This window comes from Pseudarthrobacter leeuwenhoeki (genome assembly GCF_055412885.1).
Genome location: NZ_JBVAYY010000004.1, coordinates 112,797 through 135,818, shown reverse-complemented (window position 1 = coordinate 135,818; position 23,022 = coordinate 112,797). Strand labels below are relative to the sequence as shown.

26 protein-coding genes are annotated in these 23,022 nt (G+C 68.1%); 12 read left to right on the top strand and 14 right to left on the bottom strand.

Features of this window, described 5'->3' with window-relative positions; genetic code table 11:
- Position 1: 1 nt before the first annotated feature.
- Positions 2–1,705, bottom strand: coding sequence for an HNH endonuclease signature motif containing protein (locus ACZYX4_RS04900; RefSeq protein ID WP_463874132.1), 1,704 nt, complete (start codon positions 1,703–1,705; stop codon positions 2–4).
- Positions 1,706–1,848: 143 nt separating this feature from the next.
- Between ACZYX4_RS04900 and ACZYX4_RS04895 the strand changes: the two genes are divergently transcribed.
- Positions 1,849–2,436, top strand: a complete 588-nt coding sequence (locus tag ACZYX4_RS04895) for an NUDIX domain-containing protein (protein WP_463874130.1) — start codon at positions 1,849–1,851, stop codon at positions 2,434–2,436.
- A gap of 77 nt (positions 2,437–2,513) precedes the next feature.
- On the top strand, positions 2,514–2,942 hold the full coding sequence (locus ACZYX4_RS04890) for a VOC family protein (protein ID WP_463874129.1): 429 nt from the start codon (positions 2,514–2,516) through the stop codon (positions 2,940–2,942).
- A 5-nt stretch (positions 2,943–2,947) separates the two neighbouring features.
- On the opposite strand, the gene ACZYX4_RS04885 is transcribed toward ACZYX4_RS04890, so the two are convergent.
- The 3 genes from ACZYX4_RS04885 to truB are packed head-to-tail and all read right to left on the bottom strand — an operon-like array spanning position 2,948 to position 4,783.
- Positions 2,948–3,475 (bottom strand): hypothetical protein, encoded by a 528-nt coding sequence (locus tag ACZYX4_RS04885; RefSeq protein WP_463874128.1) that lies wholly within the window; start codon positions 3,473–3,475, stop codon positions 2,948–2,950.
- Between the two features lies 1 nt (position 3,476).
- The gene (locus ACZYX4_RS04880; protein ID WP_463874127.1) at positions 3,477–3,830 is read right to left on the bottom strand and encodes a hypothetical protein; all 354 of its coding nucleotides are present in this window, start codon (positions 3,828–3,830) and stop codon (positions 3,477–3,479) included.
- The gene (gene truB, locus ACZYX4_RS04875) at positions 3,830–4,783 is read right to left on the bottom strand and encodes a tRNA pseudouridine(55) synthase TruB (protein ID WP_463874125.1); all 954 of its coding nucleotides are present in this window, start codon (positions 4,781–4,783) and stop codon (positions 3,830–3,832) included. Before truB ends, ACZYX4_RS04880 begins: the two co-directional genes overlap by 1 nt.
- Positions 4,784–4,876: 93 nt before the next feature.
- Here truB and ACZYX4_RS04870 point away from each other — a divergent pair, with 93 nt between their 5' ends.
- Both ACZYX4_RS04870 and ACZYX4_RS04865 read left to right on the top strand, forming a co-directional pair.
- Positions 4,877–6,043, top strand: a complete 1,167-nt coding sequence (locus tag ACZYX4_RS04870) for a pyridoxal phosphate-dependent aminotransferase (RefSeq protein ID WP_463874124.1) — start codon at positions 4,877–4,879, stop codon at positions 6,041–6,043.
- Positions 6,044–6,179: 136 nt separating this feature from the next.
- Complete coding sequence (locus ACZYX4_RS04865) at positions 6,180–6,389, top strand: hypothetical protein (protein ID WP_463874122.1); 210 nt, start codon at positions 6,180–6,182, stop codon at positions 6,387–6,389.
- A gap of 57 nt (positions 6,390–6,446) precedes the next feature.
- Here ACZYX4_RS04865 and ACZYX4_RS04860 read toward each other — a convergent pair whose 3' ends face one another.
- The 3 genes from ACZYX4_RS04860 to ACZYX4_RS04850 form a co-directional block, all read right to left on the bottom strand.
- Complete coding sequence (locus tag ACZYX4_RS04860; RefSeq protein WP_463874121.1) at positions 6,447–6,794, bottom strand: CU044_2847 family protein; 348 nt, start codon at positions 6,792–6,794, stop codon at positions 6,447–6,449.
- 28 nt (positions 6,795–6,822) lie between these two features.
- Positions 6,823–7,260 (bottom strand): thioredoxin, encoded by a 438-nt coding sequence (gene trxA, locus ACZYX4_RS04855; RefSeq protein ID WP_463874120.1) that lies wholly within the window; start codon positions 7,258–7,260, stop codon positions 6,823–6,825.
- A gap of 123 nt (positions 7,261–7,383) precedes the next feature.
- A complete protein-coding gene (locus tag ACZYX4_RS04850; protein ID WP_463874118.1) occupies positions 7,384–7,869 on the bottom strand; it encodes a nucleoside deaminase in 486 nt (161 codons plus the stop codon).
- 205 nt (positions 7,870–8,074) lie between these two features.
- On the opposite strand from ACZYX4_RS04850, the gene ACZYX4_RS04845 reads away from it, so the two are divergent.
- Together ACZYX4_RS04845 and ACZYX4_RS04840 are read left to right on the top strand one after the other, a co-directional pair.
- A complete protein-coding gene (locus ACZYX4_RS04845; RefSeq protein WP_463874117.1) occupies positions 8,075–8,710 on the top strand; it encodes a ScyD/ScyE family protein in 636 nt (211 codons plus the stop codon).
- Positions 8,707–8,883 (top strand): hypothetical protein, encoded by a 177-nt coding sequence (locus tag ACZYX4_RS04840; RefSeq protein ID WP_463874115.1) that lies wholly within the window; start codon positions 8,707–8,709, stop codon positions 8,881–8,883. The genes ACZYX4_RS04845 and ACZYX4_RS04840 overlap by 4 nt, the downstream gene beginning before the upstream one ends.
- Before the next feature lie 133 nt (positions 8,884–9,016).
- Here ACZYX4_RS04840 and rbfA read toward each other — a convergent pair whose 3' ends face one another.
- The 5 genes from rbfA to ACZYX4_RS04815 all read right to left on the bottom strand — a co-directional run bounded on the left by rbfA (position 9,017) and on the right by ACZYX4_RS04815 (position 15,016).
- The gene (rbfA, locus tag ACZYX4_RS04835; protein WP_463874114.1) at positions 9,017–9,526 is read right to left on the bottom strand and encodes a 30S ribosome-binding factor RbfA; all 510 of its coding nucleotides are present in this window, start codon (positions 9,524–9,526) and stop codon (positions 9,017–9,019) included.
- A 241-nt stretch (positions 9,527–9,767) separates the two neighbouring features.
- Positions 9,768–12,659, bottom strand: coding sequence for a translation initiation factor IF-2 (gene infB, locus ACZYX4_RS04830; RefSeq protein ID WP_463874113.1), 2,892 nt, complete (start codon positions 12,657–12,659; stop codon positions 9,768–9,770).
- Between the two features lie 152 nt (positions 12,660–12,811).
- On the bottom strand, positions 12,812–13,144 hold the full coding sequence (locus tag ACZYX4_RS04825; protein WP_463874112.1) for a YlxR family protein: 333 nt from the start codon (positions 13,142–13,144) through the stop codon (positions 12,812–12,814).
- 274 nt (positions 13,145–13,418) lie between these two features.
- The gene (gene nusA, locus ACZYX4_RS04820) at positions 13,419–14,399 is read right to left on the bottom strand and encodes a transcription termination factor NusA (protein WP_463874111.1); all 981 of its coding nucleotides are present in this window, start codon (positions 14,397–14,399) and stop codon (positions 13,419–13,421) included.
- Positions 14,399–15,016, bottom strand: coding sequence for a ribosome maturation factor RimP (locus ACZYX4_RS04815; protein ID WP_463874110.1), 618 nt, complete (start codon positions 15,014–15,016; stop codon positions 14,399–14,401). Before ACZYX4_RS04815 ends, nusA begins: the two co-directional genes overlap by 1 nt.
- Before the next feature lie 116 nt (positions 15,017–15,132).
- On the opposite strand from ACZYX4_RS04815, the gene ACZYX4_RS04810 reads away from it, so the two are divergent.
- The 6 genes from ACZYX4_RS04810 to ACZYX4_RS04785 all read left to right on the top strand — a co-directional run bounded on the left by ACZYX4_RS04810 (position 15,133) and on the right by ACZYX4_RS04785 (position 20,016).
- The gene (locus tag ACZYX4_RS04810; RefSeq protein WP_463874109.1) at positions 15,133–16,287 is read left to right on the top strand and encodes a ferritin-like domain-containing protein; all 1,155 of its coding nucleotides are present in this window, start codon (positions 15,133–15,135) and stop codon (positions 16,285–16,287) included.
- 114 nt (positions 16,288–16,401) lie between these two features.
- Positions 16,402–17,133, top strand: coding sequence for a VIT1/CCC1 transporter family protein (locus tag ACZYX4_RS04805; protein WP_463874107.1), 732 nt, complete (start codon positions 16,402–16,404; stop codon positions 17,131–17,133).
- A 94-nt stretch (positions 17,134–17,227) separates the two neighbouring features.
- A complete protein-coding gene (locus ACZYX4_RS04800) occupies positions 17,228–18,379 on the top strand; it encodes an aminoglycoside phosphotransferase family protein (RefSeq protein WP_463874106.1) in 1,152 nt (383 codons plus the stop codon).
- 79 nt (positions 18,380–18,458) lie between these two features.
- Complete coding sequence (locus tag ACZYX4_RS04795) at positions 18,459–18,983, top strand: NAD(P)H-dependent oxidoreductase subunit E (protein WP_463874104.1); 525 nt, start codon at positions 18,459–18,461, stop codon at positions 18,981–18,983.
- Positions 18,984–19,152: 169 nt separating this feature from the next.
- Positions 19,153–19,407, top strand: a complete 255-nt coding sequence (locus ACZYX4_RS04790; RefSeq protein ID WP_463874103.1) for a hypothetical protein — start codon at positions 19,153–19,155, stop codon at positions 19,405–19,407.
- Positions 19,408–20,016: a hypothetical protein gene (locus tag ACZYX4_RS04785; protein WP_463874101.1), complete on the top strand. Its 609-nt coding sequence runs from the start codon at positions 19,408–19,410 to the stop codon at positions 20,014–20,016.
- Positions 20,017–20,209: 193 nt separating this feature from the next.
- On the opposite strand, the gene ACZYX4_RS04780 is transcribed toward ACZYX4_RS04785, so the two are convergent.
- Together ACZYX4_RS04780 and ACZYX4_RS04775 are read right to left on the bottom strand one after the other, a co-directional pair.
- Positions 20,210–21,004: a sulfite exporter TauE/SafE family protein gene (locus ACZYX4_RS04780; protein WP_463874100.1), complete on the bottom strand. Its 795-nt coding sequence runs from the start codon at positions 21,002–21,004 to the stop codon at positions 20,210–20,212.
- An 18-nt stretch (positions 21,005–21,022) separates the two neighbouring features.
- Complete coding sequence (locus ACZYX4_RS04775) at positions 21,023–22,834, bottom strand: proline--tRNA ligase (protein ID WP_463874099.1); 1,812 nt, start codon at positions 22,832–22,834, stop codon at positions 21,023–21,025.
- Between the last annotated feature and the right edge of the window lie 188 nt (positions 22,835–23,022).

The window sequence follows — 23,022 nt, the reverse complement described above, 5'->3', positions numbered from 1 at the left end:
CTCATTCCAGCCGGAAGTAACGGTTCCGCCGTGGCACCTGGCGAGGATCGAGGTGCGGAGGCGGGACGAACCACGGGACGCCGCTTCTCAGCTGGATGGACCACTGTTCCTTGTGGATCAGGTGATGGTGATGAGAGCAGAGCAGCGCTCCGTTGCCGGTTCCAGTGCTCCCGCCGCGGGACCAGTAGTCGATGTGGTGGGCCTCGCACCAGGGCGCGGGGATGGTGCACTGGGGAAAGGCACAGCCCCCGTCCCGCGCGGTGATGGCTTTGCGGATGTGCGGCGGGAAGACCCGCGAGGCGCGTCCGATGTCGAGGATCCGGCCCTGGCCGCCCAGCAGGATGGGGATGATGTCGGCGTCGCAGGCGATCCTGCGCACGTTCGAGGCTGTGATGGGGCCGGTGAACATCAGCGCCCCTGCGTTGGAACCAGGGGCGCGTGCCTCTTCGTCAGCGGCGCCCAGCCGTTCCAGCAGCTCCCGGTAGTCAATCGTGACCATCACCTGCGGGCGCAGTCCTCCCGCGGCGGGCAGGTTCCCAGCGGCGAGAGCGGCCTTGCACGCGCCGACGAGGCCGTCAAGGAGCCGTTGTGGACGGGTGCGCTGATCCAGCCGGTCCGCAGCAGCCGCGTCGTCCACATCGCGGCCGACGGCGGCTTCAGTTCCGGCTTCAGCGTCGGCGTCAGGCCGGGAGTCAGCAGCGGGCCCGCCATGGCTGGCAGCATCCGTGCCGCCGCCCGGGCAGGACGCGGCGCCGGTCCGCGGGTTGGTGGCGGTGTTCATGACCGTGAGCAGGTGTTCGAACTGGTCGGTCGTGGCGAAGATTTCCAGATGCTGCAGTCCACGGTATGCCCGGCGTATGAAGGCGCCCTGGCGCTTGCGCAATTCCTGCTCGCCGGGTTCCCCGGCGTCCTGGTCCATGGCGTCCGTCCAGCGTTTGGCGATCCGGGTCAGGAAGTCCTGGTCGTTCTCGACCGCCGTCCGGGTAAGGGCATGCTCCATCCGCGCCGCATCCTCGGGTGCGGACACGTGCCGGACCCGATCGAGGGAAATGCTGATAATGGTCGCCGCCCGTGAGGCGACGTCGCCGGCGGCGACCGCAGCCGCGAGTTCTTTCTTCGCGGCCGGCAGAGGCTGGCCCAACAGGCCTGTGCGCGGCAGGACGTCCGCGACGAGGGCCAGCCGGCGTCGGGCTTCCGGGGCACTGATCCGCAGCCGCGCCCGCAGGAATTCCGCAGTGTTCCGGTACCCGTCGTCCACCCATCCCGGGGAAGGATCAGCGCCTTCCTGCTCGTTCCAGAGGGGGTCGGACGGAGTACTTTTCGGCGATCTCGCCTCCGTATTCCAGCCAGTCAACCAGCCGGCAGGCGCGTTGGAACCAAACTTCGCAGCGGCCGTCCTCGCTCCAGCCGCTGCCCGGCTCCGCGTCCGGTCGACCGCCGCCGCGGCCACAAGCTGCCAGTAGTCGACCATGCGGGACAACTCCTCCACGCGGCCGGCAAAGTCCGAGGCTTCGGTCACTCCGAACAGCGCTGCATCAGGCACAACCGTCCCGTTGCAGGAGCGCAGCAGTGCAAGCGCCGCATCCAGAGCACAGTCCACGTCACCCGCCTCGCTTACAACGGGCGCAATCCGGGGAATTCCGAGGAGCATTCCGGCGTCAGGCTGTGTGGCCTGTACCGGGCTGAAATCTCCAATGGCTTCCATGACTCAACACTACTTTTGAGGTGTGACAGTAACGGGCTCGAGCTGTTCGACCCGGATGCGGGCGGGATCCAGCTTGGGGTCCCGGCTGGCCCCGCGGAGTCACACTCCGGCCGGCACAGGCAATGCCGTGGGAAACTGGGGGCATGGACAGCCCTGTTGCCCCGACCTCCAGCCCGGCCCTCCCCCACGACGCGCGGCCCAAAGAATCACAGCCGCACGCCGCGCAAACCGAGCTTCCCATCGAGCTGCGCCGCCCCCACGGACCCCGTGATCCCGGTGACGCCTGGGTTGAAGGCGACCGCGGACGGTTCTGGGGGCGCTTTGGCTCGGCGGGTCTCCTCGTCCACGACCCCGCCAAGGGCATCCTGCTCCAGCACCGCGCCCTCTGGAGCGACCAGGGCGGCACCTGGGGACTCCCGGGCGGAGCACTGCACCAGGGCGAACAGGCAGTCCACGGCGCTCTGCGCGAGGCCAAGGAAGAAGCTGCCGTCCCCCCGGAGAACGTCCGGGTGCTGTTCACCACGGTGTTCGACGTCGGCTACTGGACCTACACCACGGTCGCCGTCGAGGTTGTGGAGGCATTCGAAGCGGAGATCAGCGACCCGGAAAGCCTGGAACTGCAGTGGGTGCCGGTCGAGCTCGTCGGCGACAAGGAATTGCACCCCGGCTTCGGAGCAGCCTGGCCGGGCCTTCGCCGCAGACTGTTGGGGCTCGACGCCGGGACGGACTGAGCCCACGACTCCGGCCCACGCGGAGGTTGGGAACGGCGGACATTCCGCGCTGGAACAGTCCGTCCTAGGGTTCGGGTATGACTACTGAAAAGCACACCCCGCCTCCTGTCCGGCAGCTGCGCCTCGTCGTCGAGACGGCGGACTACGACGCCGCCCTGACCTTCTACCGCGACGTCCTCGGCCTCGTGGAACGTGAGGTGGTCCCCAGCGAGGGGGAAGCACGCATCACGATCCTGGAAGCAGGCCGCGCCACCCTGGAGCTCTCCAACCCGGCCCAGGTCCGGTACATCGACCAGATTGAAGCCGACGGTCAGCCGAGCGCCAGAATCCGTGTCGCCTTCGAAGTTACGGACGCGGAAGCCGCCACGCGGGACCTCATGGAGGCCGGCGGCACCCTCATCGCGGAACCACGGGAAACACCGTGGCGCTCCGTGAACTCACGGCTGAACGGCCCGGCCGGGCTCCAAATCACGCTGTTCCAGGAACTGGAGCAGCCCCCGCATTAGGGGCCTCAGGCCTGCTTCGGCGCCGGACGACGGCGGTACAGCCAGATGAGGCCCAGGACCGGCAGCAGCAGTGGGATGAACGCGTAACCGCGGCCAAAAAGGGACCAGACGGTCTCATGCGGGAAGTTGACCGAGTCGAACATGCTGAGCGCGCCGACCACCAGCACTCCCACCAGTTCCACGAGCACCGCCGCAACGGAGACCTTGAACCAGGTGCGGCCGGACTTCGCGAGGGACACTGTCGCCACCAGGTAGACGACGGCGGCGAATGCCGAGAGCAGATACGCCAGGGGGGCTTCGGAGAACTTGGTGAGGATCTGGTATCCCGCCCGGGCCGTTGCGGAAATCGCGAACACGGCATAAACAGCGATCAGCAGCCGGCCGGGGCCGGTGTTGCGGGTGTCTGTTGCCGCCGGGGCCGGGCCAGCAGCGGCCGGCGTCGAAGCCGGGGCCGGGCCGGCAGCAGCAGCGGCCGGCGTCGTTCCGACGTCCTCATGCGTTGGTTTCGCGGTCACGTTCTCTGCCTCTTCCACGTCAGTACCAAATCTGATTCATTCGGGCGGCCATCACCACGGCGGTGACGCCGGCGGCGGCCAGCACGAAGTTGCTCCAGCGGGTGCGTTCCAGGATGGCCCAGTACACCGCGCCCACCGGCAGCAGGAGGGCCGTCAGCAGGTAACCCCAGAACTCCCACGGCTCCCCCGCCATCTGTTCCCCGCCCGCGACCCGGACGATCGACCCGACCAGATAGACCAGCAGGGACAGTTCGACGGCGGCCACCGAGAGGATCGTCGTGTCGTTCGGGGCCTTTTTGAGGATGCCGGCGGTCAGGCAGATCACGGTGGAGACCAGCCCGACCACCAGGATGATGTAGAAATACGCGTCCACTACTGACCGGCCTGCTGTTCCGCCGCCGGCTGCTGGGGCGCACGCTTCTCATTGTCCGGCGCGAAGACCAGCACCGGTTTGGCGTAGCTGCCCTTGTCAGCGAGCAGTGCCACAAGAGTCCCGTCCGGGGCGAAACCGGCGTCCGGATTCTCCGGCGTGGCTGCGCCCGCTGTGCCAGCCGCCGCCCCCGCGGCGATCCTGCGGCCGAAGGAAATCTCGGTGGTTTCCTCGTCGCTGAGTTCACGGTTGGGCATGAGCGCCCGGGCGGCCTGGGACATTTCCAGCACATCCAGCTCTTCGGCGAGCTGTTCCAGGGTATGGGCCTGGTCCAGCGTGTAGGGGCCGACCTGGGTGCGGCGCAGCGCCGTCAGGTGACCACCGACGCCGAGCGCCCCGCCGAGGTCGCGGGCCAGGGCCCGGATGTACGTGCCGGAGGAGCATTCCACGGTCACGTCCACGTCCAGGGCCTCGCCGTCGCGGACCGGATGGAGGCCGTGGACCTCGAAGCGGTGGATGGTGACCGGCCGTGCGGCCAGCTTGACTTCTTCGCCGGAGCGGACCCGGGCGTAGGCACGCTCTCCGTTGACCTTGATGGCGCTGACGCTGCTGGGAACCTGCTGGATCTCACCGGTCAGGGCGGCGACGCCGGCCCGGACGGCTTCCTCGGTGACCGCGGCGGCGCTGTGGGTCGCGGTGACCTCGCCCTCGGCGTCGTCCGTCACGGTGGATTCGCCCAGCCGGATGGTGGCCGTATACGTCTTGGAGGTGCCCACGATGTAGGTGAGCAGCCGGGTGGCCTTGTTGATGCCGACCACCAGCACGCCCGTGGCCATCGGATCCAGCGTTCCGGCGTGGCCCACCTTTCGGGTACCGGCGAGCCGCCGCATCCGTCCAACCACATCGTGGCTGGTCCAGCCCTGCGGCTTGTCCACTATTACCAGTCCAGAAAGCACGCTCCCCAGTATATCTGCGCCGGAGCGGGCCCACGCGCCGGGAGCAGCCCCCGTCCTCCAATGCCGGGGGCTGCTCCGGTTAGGATGGCAGACATGCCCGAGCTTGCCGCCCACGTCCGTGACGTCCCCATGAACCAGATCCGCGAAATCACCGAAGCCGCCTGGGGCACCCCCGGCGCGATTGTGCTGAGTATCGGCGAACCGGGTTTCGCCGTCCCCCGCCATATCCTCGAAGCCGGGATGGCCTGCCTGGACCGCGACGAAACGAACTACACCCCGAACGCCGGCATCCCGGCCCTGCGCGAGGCCTTCGCGGCCAGGTTCCGGGATCATAACGCGACCCCGGTCGGCGCGGACCGCGTCTACGTCGTCGACGGCGCCCAGCAGGGCCTGCACTTCGCGATGAGCCTGTTGCTCTCCCCCGGTGACGAAATCCTGATCCCCAACCCGGGCTACCCGACCTTCGCCATGACGTCCAGCCTGCTGCATGCCGTCCCGGTGCAGTACCCGCTGTATCCCGAGCACGACTTCCAGCCCCGGATCGCGGACATCGAGGAGCTGATCACGCCGCGGACCAAGGTGCTGATCCTCAATTCGCCGTCCAATCCGCTGGGCGCCGTCCTGGGTGAGGAGCTCACCCGCAGCCTCGTGGCGATGGCCGTCCGGCACGATCTGTGGATCATCTCCGACGAATGCTACGAGGCGTTCACGTATGACGTCCCGCATGTCAGCCCGGCCCGCTTCGACAGCGACGTCCCGGGCGAAGCCCGCGTGTTCACCTCGCTCACGCTGTCCAAGACCTACGGTCTGACCGGGCTGCGGATCGGCGCGCTGATCTGCCCGCCCGGCCTGGAACAGAAGATGAACAACGTGATGGAGTCAATCGTCTCCTGTGTCGCCTCGCCCTCGCAGTATGCGGCGCTGGCCGCGCTGACTGGCCCGCAGGACTATGTCAGCCATGCCCGCGCGCACTACCGGGCCAACCGCGACGCCGCCTCGGCCGTCCTGGCGTCCAAAGGGATCCCATTCCTCACTGCGCAGGGAGCCTTCTACCTGTGGGCGGATGTGTCCCACGTCAGCGGCGGGGACGTGCGGTCCTGGGTCCGGCGCTTCCTCGCCGATTCCCGGGTGTCCTTTGCCCCCGGCACCGCGTTCGGCTCGATCGGCGAGGGCTGGATCCGGATTGCCCTCTGCCGCAGCCAGGCTGATCTTGTCGAAGGCCTCGGACGGCTCCCGGCCCGCGTCACAGCCGAAGGCTGACGGCTCAGCCACCGGGTCTCTGTCCCCTACCGCCACGACGCCGCAACGCCTAACCTGAGCCCAGCACGTGTCATCGCGTGCGTCCCGGGGCGTACCGTTCCGGGACGGGCATGTCGGGGTTCTCAGGGAGGTTCACATGTGGTGGCAGGACTTGTTATGGGGCATCTGGAACGGGCTCACGGCGTGGATTCTGTTGATCGTCCATGTCTTCGGCCAGTGGAGTGAGTTCCCGGTCTACAACTCGGCCCGCGCCGGAAACTGGTACGACTTCGGCTTCCTGCTGGGGGTGGGCTCGCCCTTCCTGGGCGGCCTGGGCGCCCGGGGCGCGCGGAGCCGGCGACGCTGACGGCGGTGCCGGGGAAACCTCCCCGCGCCGCCGCTCACTCCGCCGGGCCGGCCGGCCTCACAGCATAATCTCGTCCTCCGGCGACAATTGCGCCGGGGGCGTGTGGGAGAACGACAGCTTGACGACGAAGTGGGCCGCAGAGCAGTTCTGCGCGATGATGGCCCCCGCTTCACCGGCCAGTTTCACCCCGAACTGGAGCTCCAGATGCTCAGCGCCGACCTCCCTCAGGACCTCCGCCGCCGCGCTGGCAGCCGGGCGGATGGCGGCGAGGGCATCTTCCAGCCGCCGCCCGGCGTCGGTAATTCCCTGCTCGTTCCGCGAGGGGCGCTCGACGCCGTAGCTGTTATCTGCAACCTCGACCAGCACCGTCCCGGAACCCACTTCGTAGCGCAGTATCTCGGTCATTGCTTCCTCCATCTCGCACGTGGGACGGTCAGGGTTTGCCCGCCGCGAGGGCGCCGTCGAGCCATTCGCGCAGGGCCGCCGCGGGCGGAGCTCCCGCCTGCCGGGCGAGCACTTTGCCGTCCCTGATCAGCAGCATGGTCGGAATGGCCTGGATGTCGAAGCGCCGTGAAAGCGCCGGTGACTTGTCGACGTCGACCTTGACTAGTTTGACCCGGCCGGCCCGCTCCTGGGCGAGCTTGTCCAGCACGGGACTGACCATGCGGCAGGGACCGCACCAGGCTGCCCAGAAATCGATCAGCGCGGGCGTCGACGACTGTTCGGCGATCACAGCGAAGTCGGCATCGCCGGCGTCGACAATCCAGGGCAGGTCCGCGCGGCAGTTGCCGCAACGCGGATGGCCGGCAGCCGCCGCCGGAATCCGGTTTGTTTTCCCGCACTGGGGGCAGGTGATCAGGCTGGAGCCCACAGACCGCCGCCTTTCGTAGTCCCCGAAGTCATGGTTCCATGGGACGCCCCTGCGCGGGACCGGCATAGAGTCCAAAGCCCCCCCGGCGGGCCGTCGCTGGGGTGCCGGCCTTGGTGGCCGCTTTCAGTATTCAACGCGGTCCGGGTTATCGCGCCAGGCCTGGAAAGGAACCTCCGATGCCGGGACGGCCGTGTGGCGGACCGGCATCAGTTCCGGCCCGGTGCCGCCGAAGTACTCATAGAACAGCGCATCGTCGAAACCGGCGGCCGCCGCCGCCTGACGGTCTGCGGCGAAGTACACCAGGTCGACGCGGCACCAGAGGGCTGCGGCGAGGCACAGCGGGCACGGTTCGCAGCTGGCATACAGCACGGCACCGCTGAGATCGAACGTGGCGGACGCGGCGGCAGCCGTGCGGATGGGGACGACTTCGGCGTGGGCTGTGGGATCGTTGTCCCGCGTCACCTGGTTGACGCCTTCACGGATCCTCCCGTCGGGGGCCACCACCAGCGCCCCGAACGGTCCGCCGCCCGCGGCCACATTGCCGGCGGCAAAGCGGATTGCCTGATCCAGGAAGCGGTTGATGTCCGACGCTGGGGGTGCCATGACCATGGTCAGATCATAACCAGCAGCGCCGCCGGCTTCGGAACCCCGTGGTCGCCGCGCAGGCGTCGACTTTGCGTCTCCGGAGGCCTGGCATCCGCTAGGGGGCCGTGAAGACCCCTGACGCGACAAACCCCGGTCTCAAGGGTCACAACGATGTCGAGATCTCATCACTCGCCGCGGGAGCCGACCATGAGAAGGAAATTGTCATTGCTTGCCACGGCTGGTGGGTCCGCTGCATGTCAGCGCCGGGCACCACGGCTCCGTCACGGTCAGCGAATCCTTTGCCGGCCGGCTGACCCGGTTCGATTCCCGGGGGAACCACACCGTCCTCTACGAAACCCCTGACGGGAGCGTTGCGGGCAATGCCCAGCGGGGTGGGAGTACGTACTTCCTGGAGAGCCAGGGAGCCGGACCCCACCCGGCTGAGCTGGCCGGCCACGTCCGCATCATCGACGACGACGGGCGCCAGCGGACGCTGGGCGATTTCGCCGCCCTGGAAACTGAGGAAATCTCCGACGGCACCATTTACGTCGCGGATGCCGGCGCGAACAGCGTGGTCTCAGTTGATACCCGGAGCGGCAAGACCAAGACGGTCGCTGTACTCCCGGCCCGGCCCGCCAGGATCACCCCGGAAGCCGCGGCCTCCAACCGGTTGCCCGGCTGCCTCGTGGGAACGACCTATGATTTCGAGGCCGTTCCGACCGATGTCGCCGTCGGGCCGGATGGCTGGCTGTACGTCACGTCCCTCCCCGGCGGACCGGAAGATCCGACCCTGGGCCCCAGCGGGCGATCTTCAAAGTGCACCCGGACGACGGCGGGGTGGAACTCGTGGCGGATGACATCATGACGCCCACGGGACTCGCCCTGGACGACGACGGCGGGCTGTATGTTGCCTCGCTGTTCGGCGAAGGCGAACTCAGGATCGACCCGGACTCGGGCGAGCGGACGGCGGTGCTCGCGGCCGGATTTGCCGCCCGACGGCCAGGTCATGTACCTGGATCTGCGGGGCGGGCGCCATGACGGGGCAACCAGGACCTGATAGGACAGCGCTGTTGCCAGACAGAAATGGCCGGCCCCCTGCCGGGGCCGGCCAAATCCGAGCAGAACTCCATTGGTTCAGGACTGCGTCGACGCAGAGCTGGTCGAGGCTGGACTACTTGTTGCTGTCCTCGTCTACGTCGTCTTCGTCGACGAGGTCCAGGTCCTCTTCGTCGAAGTCGTCCTCGTCGAGCTCCACGTCCTGCGGGGTGTCGCTCTTGTAGGGGTCGGCGTCGCCGGCGTGCTTTGCGCTGGCAGCGAGTGCGGCCACCTCGGCGTCGCGCTTCTTCGCGGCCCGGAGCAGCTCCTCCAGGTTGGAGGCGTTGACCGGGATCTGGTCTGCCACGAATTCCAGGGTCGGCGTCAGCCGGACAGTAACGTTGCGGCCAACCTCCTGACGCAACACACCCTTGGCCTTCTCCAGTGCCTTGGCGGCCTCCGCCTGGGCCAGCTCGTCACCGAACACGGTGTAATAGATCGTGGCATGCTGCAGATCATTGGTCACCCGCGCATCGGTGACAGTGACGCCCTCAAGCCGGGGATCCTTAACCCTCCGGCCCAGGGCCTCAGCAACAACAACCCTAATCCGCTGCGCCAACTTGGCAGCCCGTGCGGGATCAGCCATTTCCACTCCTAAAAATTTGGATGTACGACGGCGCGTTAGCGGCTTGTGTACACACTTCTGGTTTGTTGCCACGCGCCTAAGGCAAGCCTACGACGAACCCGTTGGGTTTTTCCGGCGGCCTGGGAGTGGCATCGGGCCTGCCGGAGCTGGGCGGCCGACGTCGTCAGACGTTGGCCGCCCAGCGCAGGGGCGGGGCCGCCGGAAAAATCCAACGGCCCCGCACCTGTAACGCTAAACCGACTTAGACGCGCGGCTTTTCGCGCATCTCGAAGGTCTCGATGGTGTCGCCCTCGTTGATGTCGTTGAACGAGCCAAGACCGATACCACACTCGAAGTCCGTACGGACCTCGGTGGCGTCGTCCTTGAAGCGCTTGAGCGTCTCAACCGTGAGGTTGTCACCGATGACCTTGCCGTCGCGGCTGACACGGGCCTTCGCGTTGCGTCGGATAACACCCGAGCGGACGATCGAGCCTGCAATGTTGCCGAACTTGGAGGAACGGAACACTTCGCGGACCTCGGCGGTGCCAAGCTGGACCTCTTCGTACTCCGGCTTGAGCATGCCCTTGAGGGCTGCCTCAATGTCATCAATTGCTGCGTAGATGACGGAGTAGAAGCGCATGTCCACGCCTTCGCGGTCTGCCAGTTCGGCAACACGCTCGGCGGGCTTGACGTTGAATCCGATGATGACGGCGCTGTCGACCGTAGCCAGGTTGACGTCGTTCTGCGTGATCGCACCGACACCGCGGTGGATAACGCGGAGCTGGACACCCTCGCCGACGTCGATCTTGAGCAGCGCGTCTTCGAGGGCTTCCACGGCACCGGACACGTCACCCTTGAGGATGAGGTTGAGGGTGTCGATCTTGCCATCGGCGACGGCCTGGTCGAAGTCTTCCAGGCTGATGCGCTTGCGGCGCTTGGCCAGGGCGGCGTTACGGTCCGCAGCTTCACGCTTCTCGGCGATCTGGCGGGCGGTGCGCTCGTCAGCGGTCACGAAGAACGTGTCGCCGGCGCGCGGGACGTTGGACAGACCCAGGACCTGCACGGGGCGGGACGGGCCGGCCTCGGTCAGGGCACTGCCGTCGTCGTCGAACATCGCACGGACGCGGCCGTGAGCCGTGCCTGCCACGATGGTGTCGCCGATGTGCAGGGTGCCGGACTGAACCAGGACGGTAGCGACCGCGCCGCGGCCCTTGTCCAGGTTGGCTTCAATCGCGATACCGCGGGCGTCCTTGTTCGGGTTGGCGCGCATGTCCAGGGCTGCGTCTGCGGTGAGCAGGACGGCCTCGAGCAGTTCGTCAATGTTCAGGTTCTGGCGTGCAGAGACCTCCACGAACATGGTGTCGCCACCGTATTCTTCCGGAACCAGTCCGTACTCGGTCAGCTGGCCACGGACCTTTTCCGGGTTGGCGCCTTCCTTGTCGATCTTGTTCACGGCCACGACGATCGGCACGTTGGCCGCCTGCGCGTGGTTGAGGGCTTCAACGGTCTGCGGCATAACGCCGTCGTCCGCTGCGACCACGAGGATGGCGATGTCAGTGACCTTCGCACCACGGGCACGCATGGCGGTGAACGCCTCGTGGCCCGGAGTATCGATGAAGGTGATCTTGCGATCGATTCCTTCGTGCTGGTGCGTGACCTGGTAAGCACCGATGTGCTGCGTGATGCCGCCGTGCTCGCCAGCCATAACGTCCGACTTGCGGATGGCATCGAGCAGTCGGGTCTTACCGTGGTCAACGTGACCCATGACGGTGACAACCGGAGGACGTGCCTCGAGCTCCTCGTCGCCTTCGGCTTCCAGCTCGGCATCGAAGTCGATGTCGAAGCCGGAGAGCAGGTCGCGCTCCTCGTCCTCAGGGGAAACGACCTGGAGCTTGTAGCCAAGCTCCTCGCCCAGGAGGGCAAAGGTCTCTTCATCCAGCGACTGCGTGGCCGTAGCCATTTCGCCGAGGTGGAAGAGCACGGTCACCAGTGCGGCGGGGTTCGCCTCGATCTTGTCGGCAAAGTCGGTGATGGACGAGCCACGGCGAAGCCGGACTACGGTGTTGCCGTCGCCGCGGGGCACACTCACGCCACCCAGCGACGGCGCACTCATCTGCTCGAGTTCCTGGCGCTTGGCACGCTTCGACTTGCGCTGCTTGCCACGGCCTGCGCCGCCCTTACCGAAGGCACCCTGGGTGCCGCCGCGACCGCGGCCACCCTTGCCGAAGCCACCGCCGGCCGGAGCGCCGCCACCGGCACCGGGAGCACCGGTACCTGGAGCGCCACCCGGACGGCCGGGGCCGCGGGCTCCGCCGCCGGGACGGCCTGCACCAGCGGGTGCGGGACGTTCGGTGCGGTTAGGCATCATGCCGGGAGTCGGACGGTTTCCGCCGGCCCCTGCCGGACGGCCTGCGCCGGCTGCGCCGGCCGGACGCGGTGCGCCCGGACGGGCACCCGGAGCGCCGCCGGTGCGGGGAGCACCGGGACGGGGACCACCAGCGCCTGCTGCGGGACGGGGACCGCCGGGGCGTTCGCCCTCGGTGCGGCTTCCGCCCGGACGCGGCATGCCCTGGGACGGAGCAAACGGGTTGTTACCCGGACGCGCGGGACGTTCGTTGTCGCCGCCGCGGCCCCGGGGCATGCCCTGGGACGGAGCGAAGGGGTTGTTGCCGGGACGGGGACCGCCCGGGCGGGGTGCCGAGCCACCCTGGCGTGCCGGAGCAGCCGGGGCTTCAGCCTTGGGTGCCGGACGTGCGCCGGGCTTGGCGCCCGTGGAGGGCGCAGCCGGAGCCTGGGCGGCGGGAGCCGCCGGTGCTGCTGGGGCGGCACTGACTGCCGGTGCAGCTGCTGCCGGTGCCGGAGTTTCAGTCTTGGTTACGGCAGCCGCCGGCGCCGTGGGGGCAGCCGGGGCCGGCGCGGGCGCCGGACGGTTTGCCGAGGGGCTGGCGGGTGCCTTGGGGGCGGACGCGGGCGCTTCGGACTTCGAAGCGGCTGCTGCGTCGGGGAACGCGTTGCGGAGTTTCCTCACAACGGGGGCCTCAATGGTGGAAGAGGCAGAGCGAACGAATTCGCCCAGTTCCTGCAGTTTGGTTACTGCATCTTTGGAAGTAATACCGAGCTCTTTAGCAAGCTCATGTACGCGGACCTTGGCCACATTTCTCCTGTCTCGGTCCGCACCGAGCCAGGCACGAACCGTCTACTTCTTAATGCGGGCCTCCGCCGCGAGTGCAGCTGGAAGGCCCATTGCAGAGCGCAACAAAGTTGTCATCGTTGCGCACTCATCACTGGGAACTCATCGGGTTTCCATCAGTTTTCTGACCCGCTTTCAGGTTGGACGGTTGTTGCTGCGGCCACCGGGGTGTCCACGGCTTGCGTGCCCGCCAGAATCCGGCGTTCGACGTCGGCTGTTCCGGCAGCGCCGTTGAGGGCGCGTCCGAACGCTCGACGTTTGACCGCCAGTGCCAGGCACTTTTCGCTGGGGTGCAGCCATGCACCCCGGCCAGCCATCCGGCGTCGTTCATCCACTACGACGGCGGATGAACCGCTGCCGTCGGCGACGAGCCGGAGTAGCTCCGACCGCGATCCTTTTTTCCGGCATCCGATGCAGGTACGCTGCGGCTGAATCTCGAGGTGTTGCACGTGTGCCACTTACGAGTATCTTCCTGCCAGTGCATATCTGCCGGCCCCTGGCTTCCGGAGGCGGCCTGGCCAAGGGTTGTCATCAACACCTTCGCCGGACGCAGAACCCGGACGCGTAAGGGACACGCGGATACCGGCCGTTAGGCGCGGTCATCTCTAGTCTAGCCCCTCAGGCGCCCGGACCCCGAACGTGCGGGGACACGGACGCTGACGGGCAGGCCTGGACCGTGGCCCCGTTGTTGTGGTCCCCGCGCGGGGGCCACTGATTTGGGACCTAGTTGTCGCGGCTGACCGCGGCGTCCGAGACAATGTCGATCCGCCAGCCGGTGAGCTTGGCAGCGAGTCGGGCGTTCTGGCCTTCCTTGCCGATGGCGAGGGAGAGCTGGTAATCCGGGACCACGACGCGGGCCGAGCGGGTTGCCTCGTCCGTGATGGTGACGGAATTCACCCGTGACGGGGAGAGCGCGCTGGCGATGAACGTGGCCGGATCGTCGCTGTAATCGACAATGTCGATCTTCTCGTCGTTGAGTTCGTTCATGACCGCACGGACGCGCGACCCCATCTCGCCGATGCAGGCGCCCTTGGCGTTGATGCCGGGGTTGTTGGCCTTGACCGCCATCTTGGTGCGGTGCCCGGCCTCACGGGCGAGGGCGACGATTTCCACGGAGCGGTCCGCGATTTCCGGAACTTCCATTTCGAAGAGCTTCCGCACGAGGCCCGGGTGTGACCGGGACAGGGTAATGGAGGGTCCCTTGGTGCCGCGGTGCACGTCGAGCACAAAGGCGCGTAGCCGGTTGCCGTGGATGTACTTCTCCCCCGGCACCTGCTCGGGCGGCGGCAGCAGTGCCTCCACCGTGCCCAGGTTGACCTGGATCATGTGCGGATTGTTGCCCTGCTGGATGGTCCCGGCCACCAGTTCGCCCTCGCGGCCCTTGAACTCGCCGAGGACGTTGTCGTCCTCAACATCGCGCAGGCGCTGGAGGATGATCTGCCGGGCGGTGCTGGCGGCGATGCGGCCGAACCCGGCGGGGGTGTCCTCGAATTCGCCGATGGGGGCGCCGTCGTCGTCGATCTCCGTGGCCCAGATGGTCACGTGCCCGCTCTTGCGGTCCAGCTCGGCCCGGGCCTTCTCGAAGGCGCCCGGCGTCTTGTGGTAGGCCACCAGCAGGGCCTGCTCGATCGTGGGAATCAGGAGATCCAGCGGGATTTCACGCTCACGCTCCAGGAGTCTCAGTGCGCTCATGTCAATATCCATTAGGCCTCCTCAGAAGGTCCATTGTTTGCGTTTTCCACGCCTGCCTCTTCGAGGTGGCTGAACTCTATCTCGACTTTTCCGCTGCGGATCTTGTCGAAAGGAAGCTTGATGGGCTCGCCCTGCTTGGCCTTCATGCCCTTCTTGACGGCAATCTCGGGGATCAAGGTGACGCCGTCGTCGTCGACGGATTGGACCCGGCCGGTGACGTTCTCGCCCTGCAGGACATTGACCTTGACCATCCGCCCGCGGGCGCGGTGCCAGTGCCGCTCTTCGGTGAGGGGACGGCCGACGCCGGGCGAGGAAACCTCAAGCTCGTAAGGGCGCGCGTCGGTGCTGGGATCATTGTCCAGGATGTCGGAGAGGGTCTTGGAGATCTCCGCGATGACGTCGAGACCGACGCCGCCCGTTTCCTCCTGCGGCAGGTCCACCACTACGTGGACCACGCGGTTGGCTCCGGCGACATGGATGGAAACGTCCTCCAGGTACAGCCGGTTTGCCAGGACCTCGGGTTCCAGGAGGGCATGCAGCCGCTCGGCCTCGGAGTTGTGTACGGGCGCGGCCTCAGCCTTACCCGTCCCGGTCCGGTCTGTTGAAGTCGTGGCTTCTGCGTTGGTCATGATGCCGGCCGCCTCCCGTTTAGATGATGTTGTGTGTACTAGCCTAGCGATTTTCCGGGCACCGTGGTGCACTTCAGTTCGCGGCCGGCATGCCAACCATGACAAAATCGTCTGTTGTGAAGGACGACAGCGGGAAAAAGCGGCGGCGGAAGCTCATTCCCCGCATCGCGCTCCTCGGCTGCCTCGCCCTCGTGGTCGTGAGCCTCGGGATCGCTCTGAGTCCCCGAAGCCCCGGGGAGCCCGCCGAACCGCCGTTTTCCGAACAGGCCAGGTCCGCCGCGCTGGCTGAAACCATGCGGCTGCGGGCCGCCGGCGAGGAACTGGGCGGGTCCGCTTCCGGCGGCGCAAAGCCCGCCGTGGCGCAGACTGTGAGTTTGCTGACAAGCCAGGCCCGGGCCCTCCTGCTGCCGGGCCAGGATGAACCGGCGCCGACGCTGTCTCCGGGTCCGGCGACACCCTCGGCTACTCCATCCGCCGTTCCGTCTGGCGCTGCGGCTGCCGTCCGGTCTGCAGCTCCGCTGCCCTCATCGGCGGCCGCACTGGCGGCCGCACTGGCCGACAGCGCGGCCCAACGGCTCGCCGACGCTGCCGTGGCCGACGGCGGGATGGCCCGCCTGCTCACGGCCGTCGGGACCGCCCAGCTGCTGCAGTCATCCTCCCTCGCCGCGGCTGCCGGGTCGCCGGCCCCGGCGGGGCCCGACCCGGACGCACCCCGGCTCTCCGGCATGTGCCCGAGCGCTGCGGCATCGCCGTCGACCTCCCCTGCGGGTGCTGCGGCGGCTTCGACGGGTGCTTCGGCCGCTTCGGCGGGCGACGGTGCCGGTCCCGCCACACTGCCCGGAGCACTGGCGGCGACCGTAAAGACCGAGCTGGAGACTTTGTACGGCTATCAGGTGGCCCTGACCCGGCTGGGTGGCGAAGCGGCCGCCCGGGCGTCAGGACAGCTCGCCCTGCATGAGTCCCTGGCCACCGAGTCCGAAGCACTGGCCCGGATGCATTGCGCCCCGGTGCCGCAGCGCGAAGCCGGGTACACCATGGAGCAGGAGTTCCTGGCCTCGCCCGCCGCCGGCCTCGGAGGATTGGAAGCCTCGGCGCTGCCGGTCTACGGCGACCTTGTGGCCTTGAGTGAGGGCCAGACCCGTCAGTGGGCGATCGCCGGCCTCGTCGCTGCTGCACGCCGGTCCGCCCTCTGGGGTGCGGAGACCGGAGCCCTCCCCGGTCTGGCGGCAGACCCGGCGGGCTTCCCCGAACTGCCTGCCCCCGGCCCCTAAGCCCCGGCCTGCCCCTAAGTGGCGCGGCGGCAGATGAGTGGCGCGGCGGGGAGGATGCGCTTAATTAGGCTCGTCATACTGGCCAGCTGCGGGCGGCGATGCTTTGCTGTACTTATGGACAGTCAAGCAGCCCCCATCCAGCATGAGAACGAGCCCCACCGCACAGACATGGCGCACCGCCTCAACTGGCTGCGCGCGGGTGTGCTGGGAGCCAACGACGGCATCGTCTCCGTCGCAGCGATTGTGGTCGGCGTCGCCGGCGTCACCACGGATTCCGGCCCCATCCTCGTCGCCGGTACCGCCGGCGTGGTCGGTGGAGCAATCTCGATGGCCCTGGGCGAGTACGTCTCGGTGAGCAGCCAGAAGGACAGCCAGCGGGACCTGATCGAGAAGGAACGCCGGGAACTGGAAGAACAGCCCGAAGAGGAGCTCGAGGAACTCGCCGCCATCTACCAGGGCAAAGGTCTCAGTGCGGACACCGCCCGGACCGTGGCCAAGGAACTCACCGCCCACGATGCCCTCGGCGCCCACCTGTCCGCTGAATTGCACATCGTCGAGACCGACATTGTCAGTCCGTGGCATGCCGCCTTCGCCTCCGCTGCGGCGTTCCTGGTTGGCGCGATCCTGCCGATGCTTGCCATCCTGCTTCCGCCGGAGGAAAGCCGTGTTCCGCTGACCTTCGTGGCTGTGCTGCTCGCCCTGGCCCTGACCGGTGCCATCGGCGCCTGGATCGGCGGCGGCTCGAAGATGAAGGCCGCCGTGCGGGTGGTGATCGGCGGCGCCGCGGCACTCGTCGCGACCTACCTGATCGGCAGCTGGCTCGGAGCCAGCGGCATCACCGTCTGAGACGTCTGCTTCGCCGGCAGGATGCCGGCCGGCTGACAAGGTCGACCCGCCGGACTCAGCGGTTCCAGAGCACCCGGCAACTACGCTGGATCCGATGAGTCAGCCAGCAGAGATCCCGATCCCGCCCAACCTCAGCCGCCGCTACAGCGGCAGCTCAACCGGCCGAGACTGGCTTGCCGCCCTGCAGCGGCTGGTCCGGCACTGCCTGGACCAGTGGCAGCTCGAGCTGGACCTCGCTCCCGGCGCGCTGCCGTGGAACGGCCACGGAGCCATCGTGGTCCCGGTGCGGCTTCGCGCCGGGACCGGGACCGCGGCCAAAACTATGGAGGCCTCCGCCAGCACCGGGGCCAGCGAAGCAACCGGGGACGCTGCGCGCCAGGCAACCGTCCTGAAGATCGCCTATCCGCACGACGAAGCGCTCCTCGAGCCGCAGGCCCTCGCCCTCTGGAACGGGCGCGGGGCGGTCCGGCTGCTCGCCGGCGACGCCGGTGCCGGTGCGCTGCTGCTGGAGCGCCTGGACGCCGCCCGCTCCCTCCGGGACGCGCCCATGGACGAGGCGGTCCCGGTGTGGGGCGCGCTGGTCCGCCGTCTGAGTCTGGTCCCCGACGGACGCCCGGAATGGCAGGATTTCGACCACGTCGCGGCCCGGGCCGAGCAGTGGAGTGATGAGCTGCCGGAGAGCTGGGAACGGCTGGGCCGGCCCTTCCCGCGCTGGCTGCTGGAAGCCGCGCTTGAGGTCTGCCAGACCCGCGGAGCCGTCGGCCGCCGCTCCGCACGGGATGTGCTGGTCCACACCGACCTGCACTATCTGAACATCCTGGCCCGGCTCCGCAGTGCGGAACCGCAAGGCGGCGGCGGTGGACCGGCCGGTGGCTGGGCCGCGATCGACCCGCAGCCCATGGTCGGGGAGGCGGAATTCGCGGTGGCACCGTTGCTGTGGAACCGGATCCGTGAACTGCCGCGGGCTGATCCGGAACAGGGCCTGCGGGAGCGCTGCCGCGACTTCAGCAGGGCCGCCGGACTCGACGCCGGCGTCGCCCGGCAATGGAGCCTGGCCCGAGAGGTCGAGAACGCGCTCTGGTACGCCTCGAAGCCCCGGCACGAAGGCGACCTCGCCCGTTCGCTCTGGGTGGCCAGCACCCTCGCCGGCCGCACGCTGCCGGAGCTGCCCGCGCCCCACGCCCTGCCCGAGCCGGGCGGGGGCACGGCCCAGCGGGCATCGGATCGGAGCCAGGTCCGGCCGTGAGTGAGGGGCACACCGGTGTCCCGGCGTCGCGGGACTTTCGGTTCTAGCCCCTCCCTGGCCCCGGACGAGGGTGGAATGCATGCAGAAACCCGGTGAGGGTCGCTCAAGCTCCATGCCCGACGGGCGTCCGGAGCGGACCACTGACGATCCGTTTCTCCGGTATGCGGCCCGCTTCGACCGGCCGATCGGGGACGTCAGGAGCATGCTCCGCGCCCCGGGCGCTGAACCCACGGCGATTGCCCGCACGCTCGGTTTGCCCGCGGCGGCGGTCCAGGGACCGGCGACGTTCTTCAGCGACTTCTCCGCGCAACGCGGAGACCGGCGTGTCCGCGTCTGCGCCGCAGCCGCGTGCTTCGCGGCGAGCGCTGGAGCCCACGTCGCCGAGGTGGAGGCGGCACTCGGGGTAGAGACGGGAAGCCGGACGGCGGACGGCTCCGTTTCGATCCAGGCGGTGCGCTGCCTCGGCTACTGCTTCGCCGGTCCCGCAGCCCTCGACGGCGAACAGGCCTGCACCGGCGCCGATCTGGCGGCACAATTGCGGGGGGAATCCGCACCTAAGGCGCCACCCATCCCGTTCACAACGACAGTCCGGTTCCGGTGGTGACTGCCGGACTGGTGGGAACGGCGCAGCCGTGGTCCGCGTGGCCTGGCGTTGTCGCCTCAGGCGCACCCCAGGACATCCTCGGCCAGGTGGAGTCAACGCGTTTGCGCGGATGTGGCGGAGCCGGGTTCAGCGTTGCTGCCAAATGGCGGGCCGCCCTTGAGCACCCCGGGTGGTGGTGGCCAACGGCGACGAGGGTGACCCCGGGTCCTATGCGGACCGCCTGCTGATGGAACAGGACCCGAACCGGGTGCTCGAGGGACTCGCCCTGGCCTGCTTCGCTGTCCGTGCGGCGACCGGAATCGTGTTCGTCCGCTCGGAGTACCCCCGCGCCGCCGCCCGGCTGCGGGAGGCTCTGCTCGAGGCATACACCGCCGGATTTCCCGGCCCCGGGATAGGGGGCAAAGGTTTCAGCCTGGAGATTTAAGTGGTGGACGGTGCAGGCTCTGATGTCTCCGGCGAGGAAACGGCACTGATGAACGGGCTGGAAGGACTGCGCGGCGTCGTGCGGCCCCGTCCGCCGTTTCCCACCGGGAGAAGGCTGCACGGCCGGCCCACAGTAGTCAACAACGTGGAAACGCTCAGCGCACTCCCGTGGATCGTGCAGCACGGGGGCGCCGCGTACGCCGCACTGGGGACTGCGGACGAAACCGGCACCGTGCTTGTCTGCCTGTCCGAACGCTTCCGCCGGCCCGGAGCCTACGAGGTGCAGATCGGCACACCGCTGAGACGGATCGTGGAGGAACTCGGCGGCGGACTTCGAGGCGGTGCAACGGTGCGCTCCCTCCAAATCGGCGGACCGCTGGGCGGCCTCGTCGGCCCCGATGACCTCGACATCCCGCTGAGCAATGCCGCCCTCTCCGAACATAACGCCGCCCTTGGCCATGCAGGGATCGTCGCCTTCGACGACCGGCTGACGGGCAGGCAGGTGCTGCGGAACCTGTGGGACTTTGCGTCGGCGGAAAGCTGCGGCCAGCGTTCGCCCTGCCGGGTGGGGGGCATGGCGCGGCAGTGCCCTGTCGGAGCTGCCCGATGATCCGGATATCCGCCGCGAACGCAGTGGGTCCCAGGCGCTGACCAGCCAGTCCGCGGCCAGCGCTGCCGGCAGTGTGCCGCTCTCCAGCCACTGGCGTGCGCGCCGGGCCGCAGCCTCCAGGGCATCGCTGTAGCGTTCAACAGGAGCTGACATAGCTGCATGCTACGCCTGCGTCCAGGGAACGGGGAGGGTGTCAGACGAAGCTCTCCTGCCAGATGTCCGAGCCGAGCTTGATGATCAGGGCACCCACCACGGCGAGGAACACGATGCGGATGAACCTGTTCCCCTGCTTGACGGCTGTCCGGGCGCCGAGGTAGCCCCCGGCCATATTCGCCAGGCCCAGGACCAGCCCGAGACCCCACAGCACGGCACCGTGCGGCACGAAGAACAGCAGGGCGCCGGCGTTGGTGGCCATGTTCACGATCTTGGCCTTGGCGCTTGCTTCGAGGAAGGCGTAACCCATCGCCGAGACAAGCGCGATGATCAGGAAGGAGCCGGTGCCGGGGCCGATCAGTCCGTCATAGAACCCGATCACGCCGCCGATCAGGCACGCCAGCACGTAGTGCCGGTGGCCGCTGTGCCGCAGCCTGGTCAGCTCCCCCACGTTCGGGCGGAAGGCGGTGAACAGCGCGACGGCGACCAGCGCCACCACGATGATGGGTTTGAACACGCTCGCCGGGAGGTTCGCCGCGAGCACCGCCCCGCCAAAGCTGCCGGCCATGGCAATGACGGCCATGGGCAGCGCGGTCCGCAGATCCGGCCGGACCCGGCCGTAGTACGTGACGGCGCTGGTCGTGGTGCCGAAAATCGACCCCATCTTGTTCGTCGCCAGCGCCTGCACCGGGCTGATGCCCGGCACCAGCAGCATCGCCGGGAGCTGGATCAGTCCCCCGCCGCCGACGACGGCATCGACCCAGCCCGCGGCGAAGCCGGCGACCACGATCAGGATGAGGGTGCTGAGCTCAATCGACTCGAGTCCGGAAACCACGCCTGGACGGACTGCGGGTTAGCTGTTGCGGACGGCATCGACACAGAAGTCGACGGCCTTACCAACAGCAATGTTTTCGGCGTTGCCGCTGCGGCGGTCCTTGATCTCGACGACGCCGTCCACGAGCCCGCGGCCGACGGCGAGGATGGTCGGCACGCCGACGAGTTCGGCGTCGCCGAACTTCACGCCCGGGGACACCTTGGGACGGTCGTCGTAGATCACCTCGAGGCCGGCGGCTTCCAGGTCGACAGCCAGCTTCTCGGCGGCAGCGAAGATCTCCTCGCCGCGGCCAACAGCCACCACGTGGACATCGGCCGGAGCGACGGCGCGCGGCCAGATCAGGCCCTTGTCGTCGTGGTTGGATTCGGCCAGGGCCGCGACGGCGCGGGTGACGCCGACGCCGTAGGAACCCATGGTGACCACGACCTGCTTGCCGTTCTGGTCCAGGACCTTCAATTCCAAGGCTTCGGCGTATTTGCGGCCGAGCTGGAAGATGTGGCCCATTTCGATGCCGCGGGCGGTTTCCAGCGGGCCGGATCCGTCGGGGGCCTCGTCGCCGGCGCGCACCTCGGTGCACTCGATGACGCCGTCCCAGCCGAAGTCGCGTCCGGCGACCAGGCCGAAGACGTGCTTGCCGGCCTCGTTGGCGCCGGTGACCCAGGCGGAGCCGCTGACGACGCGCGGATCCACAAGGTAGAGGAGCTTGGCGGCGCCTCCGGTGCCCAGCAGGGGTGCATCCAGGGACAGGCCGGGGCCGAGGTAGCCCTTGACGATGAGGTCCTGCTTCTTGAGGTCCTCCTCGTTGGCGGCCTCGAGCGTGATTTCGCCGGCGATTGGCAGGAAGGACCCGATGTTCGCTTCCACGCGCTTGAGGTCGACGCCGCGGTCGCCCGGAACGCCGATGACGACGATCTGGCGTTCGCCCGTCGGCAGGGTGACGGCGAGAACGACGTTCTTGAGCGTGTCAGCGGCCGCCCAGGCGCCGCCGTCCGCCTCGGCGCGGGGCACCAGGACGTTGGCGGCGTCCACGAGGGTCTCGATGGTGGGGGTGTCCGGGGTGTCCCGGACCGCGGCGGCCGGGGCGTTGGAAAAGTCGATGTCCGCGGGGACCACGGTGGTGACCGCCTCGACGTTGGCTGCGTAGCCGCCGGCGGAGCGCACGAAGGTGTCCTCGCCGATCTCCGTGGGGTGCAGGAACTCCTCGCTCTTGGACCCGCCCATGGCGCCAGCGGTCGCGGCAACCGGAATGACCTCGAGGCCGAGGCGCTCGAAGATCTTGAGGTAGGCGCCGCGGTGCGCGGCGTAGCTGGCGTCCAGGCCGGCGTCGTCGACGTCGAAGGAATAGGAGTCCTTCATGATGAATTCTCGGCCGCGCAGCAGTCCTGCCCGGGGACGTGCCTCGTCGCGGTACTTGTTCTGGATCTGGTAGATGCTCAGCGGCAGGTCCTTGTACGAGGAGTACAGGTCTTTGACCAGCAGGGTGAACATTTCCTCGTGGGTGGGCGCCAGCAGGTAGTCGTTGCCTTTGCGGTCCTTGAGCCGGAAGATGCCCTCGCCGTACTCGGTCCAGCGGTTGGTGACCTCGTAGGGTTCCTTGGGCAGCAGGGCCGGGAAGTGCACTTCCTGGGCGCCGATGGCAGCCATCTCCTCACGGATCACCGTCTCCACCTTGCGCAGTACGCTCAGCCCCAGCGGAAGCCAGGTGTAAATGCCCGGGGCGGCGCGGCGGATGTAACCGGCGCGGACCAGGAGCCGGTGGCTGGCCACCTCGGCGTCGGCGGGATCTTCACGCAGGGTGCGCAGGAACAGCTTGGAGAGTCGAAGGACCACTGGGTATCTATCCGTTTCTGGGAAGGTGCAGGGCAAAGCAGAAAAGCTGTGAATCAGCAGAACCGGAGAAACCGGCACACGCGTCTAGGTACTAATCTACCGTCAGCCCGGACACGGAAGAGCCACGCCATAACTGACGGAAGCCCCTGGCCGTTCCCGGCTGGTCATCCTGTCATGGCGTGGCTCTG

Bases quoted from the DNA above. Each gene is read 5' to 3' on its own strand.
- ACZYX4_RS04850 (WP_463874118.1), bottom strand. From the start codon at position 7,869: ATGGTCATGGCACCCCCAGCGTCGGACATCAACCGCTTCCTGGATCAG.
- ACZYX4_RS04815 (WP_463874110.1), bottom strand. From the start codon at position 15,016: ATGACCAACGCAGAAGCCACGACTTCAACAGACCGGACCGGGACGGGT.
- ACZYX4_RS04860 (WP_463874121.1), bottom strand. From the start codon at position 6,794: ATGACCGAGATACTGCGCTACGAAGTGGGTTCCGGGACGGTGCTGGTC.
- ACZYX4_RS04865 (WP_463874122.1), top strand. From the start codon at position 6,180: ATGTGGTGGCAGGACTTGTTATGGGGCATCTGGAACGGGCTCACGGCG.
- ACZYX4_RS04800 (WP_463874106.1), top strand. From the start codon at position 17,228: ATGAGTCAGCCAGCAGAGATCCCGATCCCGCCCAACCTCAGCCGCCGC.
- ACZYX4_RS04840 (WP_463874115.1), top strand. From the start codon at position 8,707: ATGACGCCCACGGGACTCGCCCTGGACGACGACGGCGGGCTGTATGTT.
- ACZYX4_RS04890 (WP_463874129.1), top strand. From the start codon at position 2,514: ATGACTACTGAAAAGCACACCCCGCCTCCTGTCCGGCAGCTGCGCCTC.
- rbfA (WP_463874114.1), bottom strand. From the start codon at position 9,526: ATGGCTGATCCCGCACGGGCTGCCAAGTTGGCGCAGCGGATTAGGGTT.
- ACZYX4_RS04900 (WP_463874132.1), bottom strand. From the start codon at position 1,705: ATGGAAGCCATTGGAGATTTCAGCCCGGTACAGGCCACACAGCCTGAC.
- ACZYX4_RS04795 (WP_463874104.1), top strand. From the start codon at position 18,459: ATGCAGAAACCCGGTGAGGGTCGCTCAAGCTCCATGCCCGACGGGCGT.
- ACZYX4_RS04895 (WP_463874130.1), top strand. From the start codon at position 1,849: ATGGACAGCCCTGTTGCCCCGACCTCCAGCCCGGCCCTCCCCCACGAC.
- nusA (WP_463874111.1), bottom strand. From the start codon at position 14,399: ATGGATATTGACATGAGCGCACTGAGACTCCTGGAGCGTGAGCGTGAA.
- ACZYX4_RS04805 (WP_463874107.1), top strand. From the start codon at position 16,402: ATGGACAGTCAAGCAGCCCCCATCCAGCATGAGAACGAGCCCCACCGC.
- ACZYX4_RS04870 (WP_463874124.1), top strand. From the start codon at position 4,877: ATGCCCGAGCTTGCCGCCCACGTCCGTGACGTCCCCATGAACCAGATC.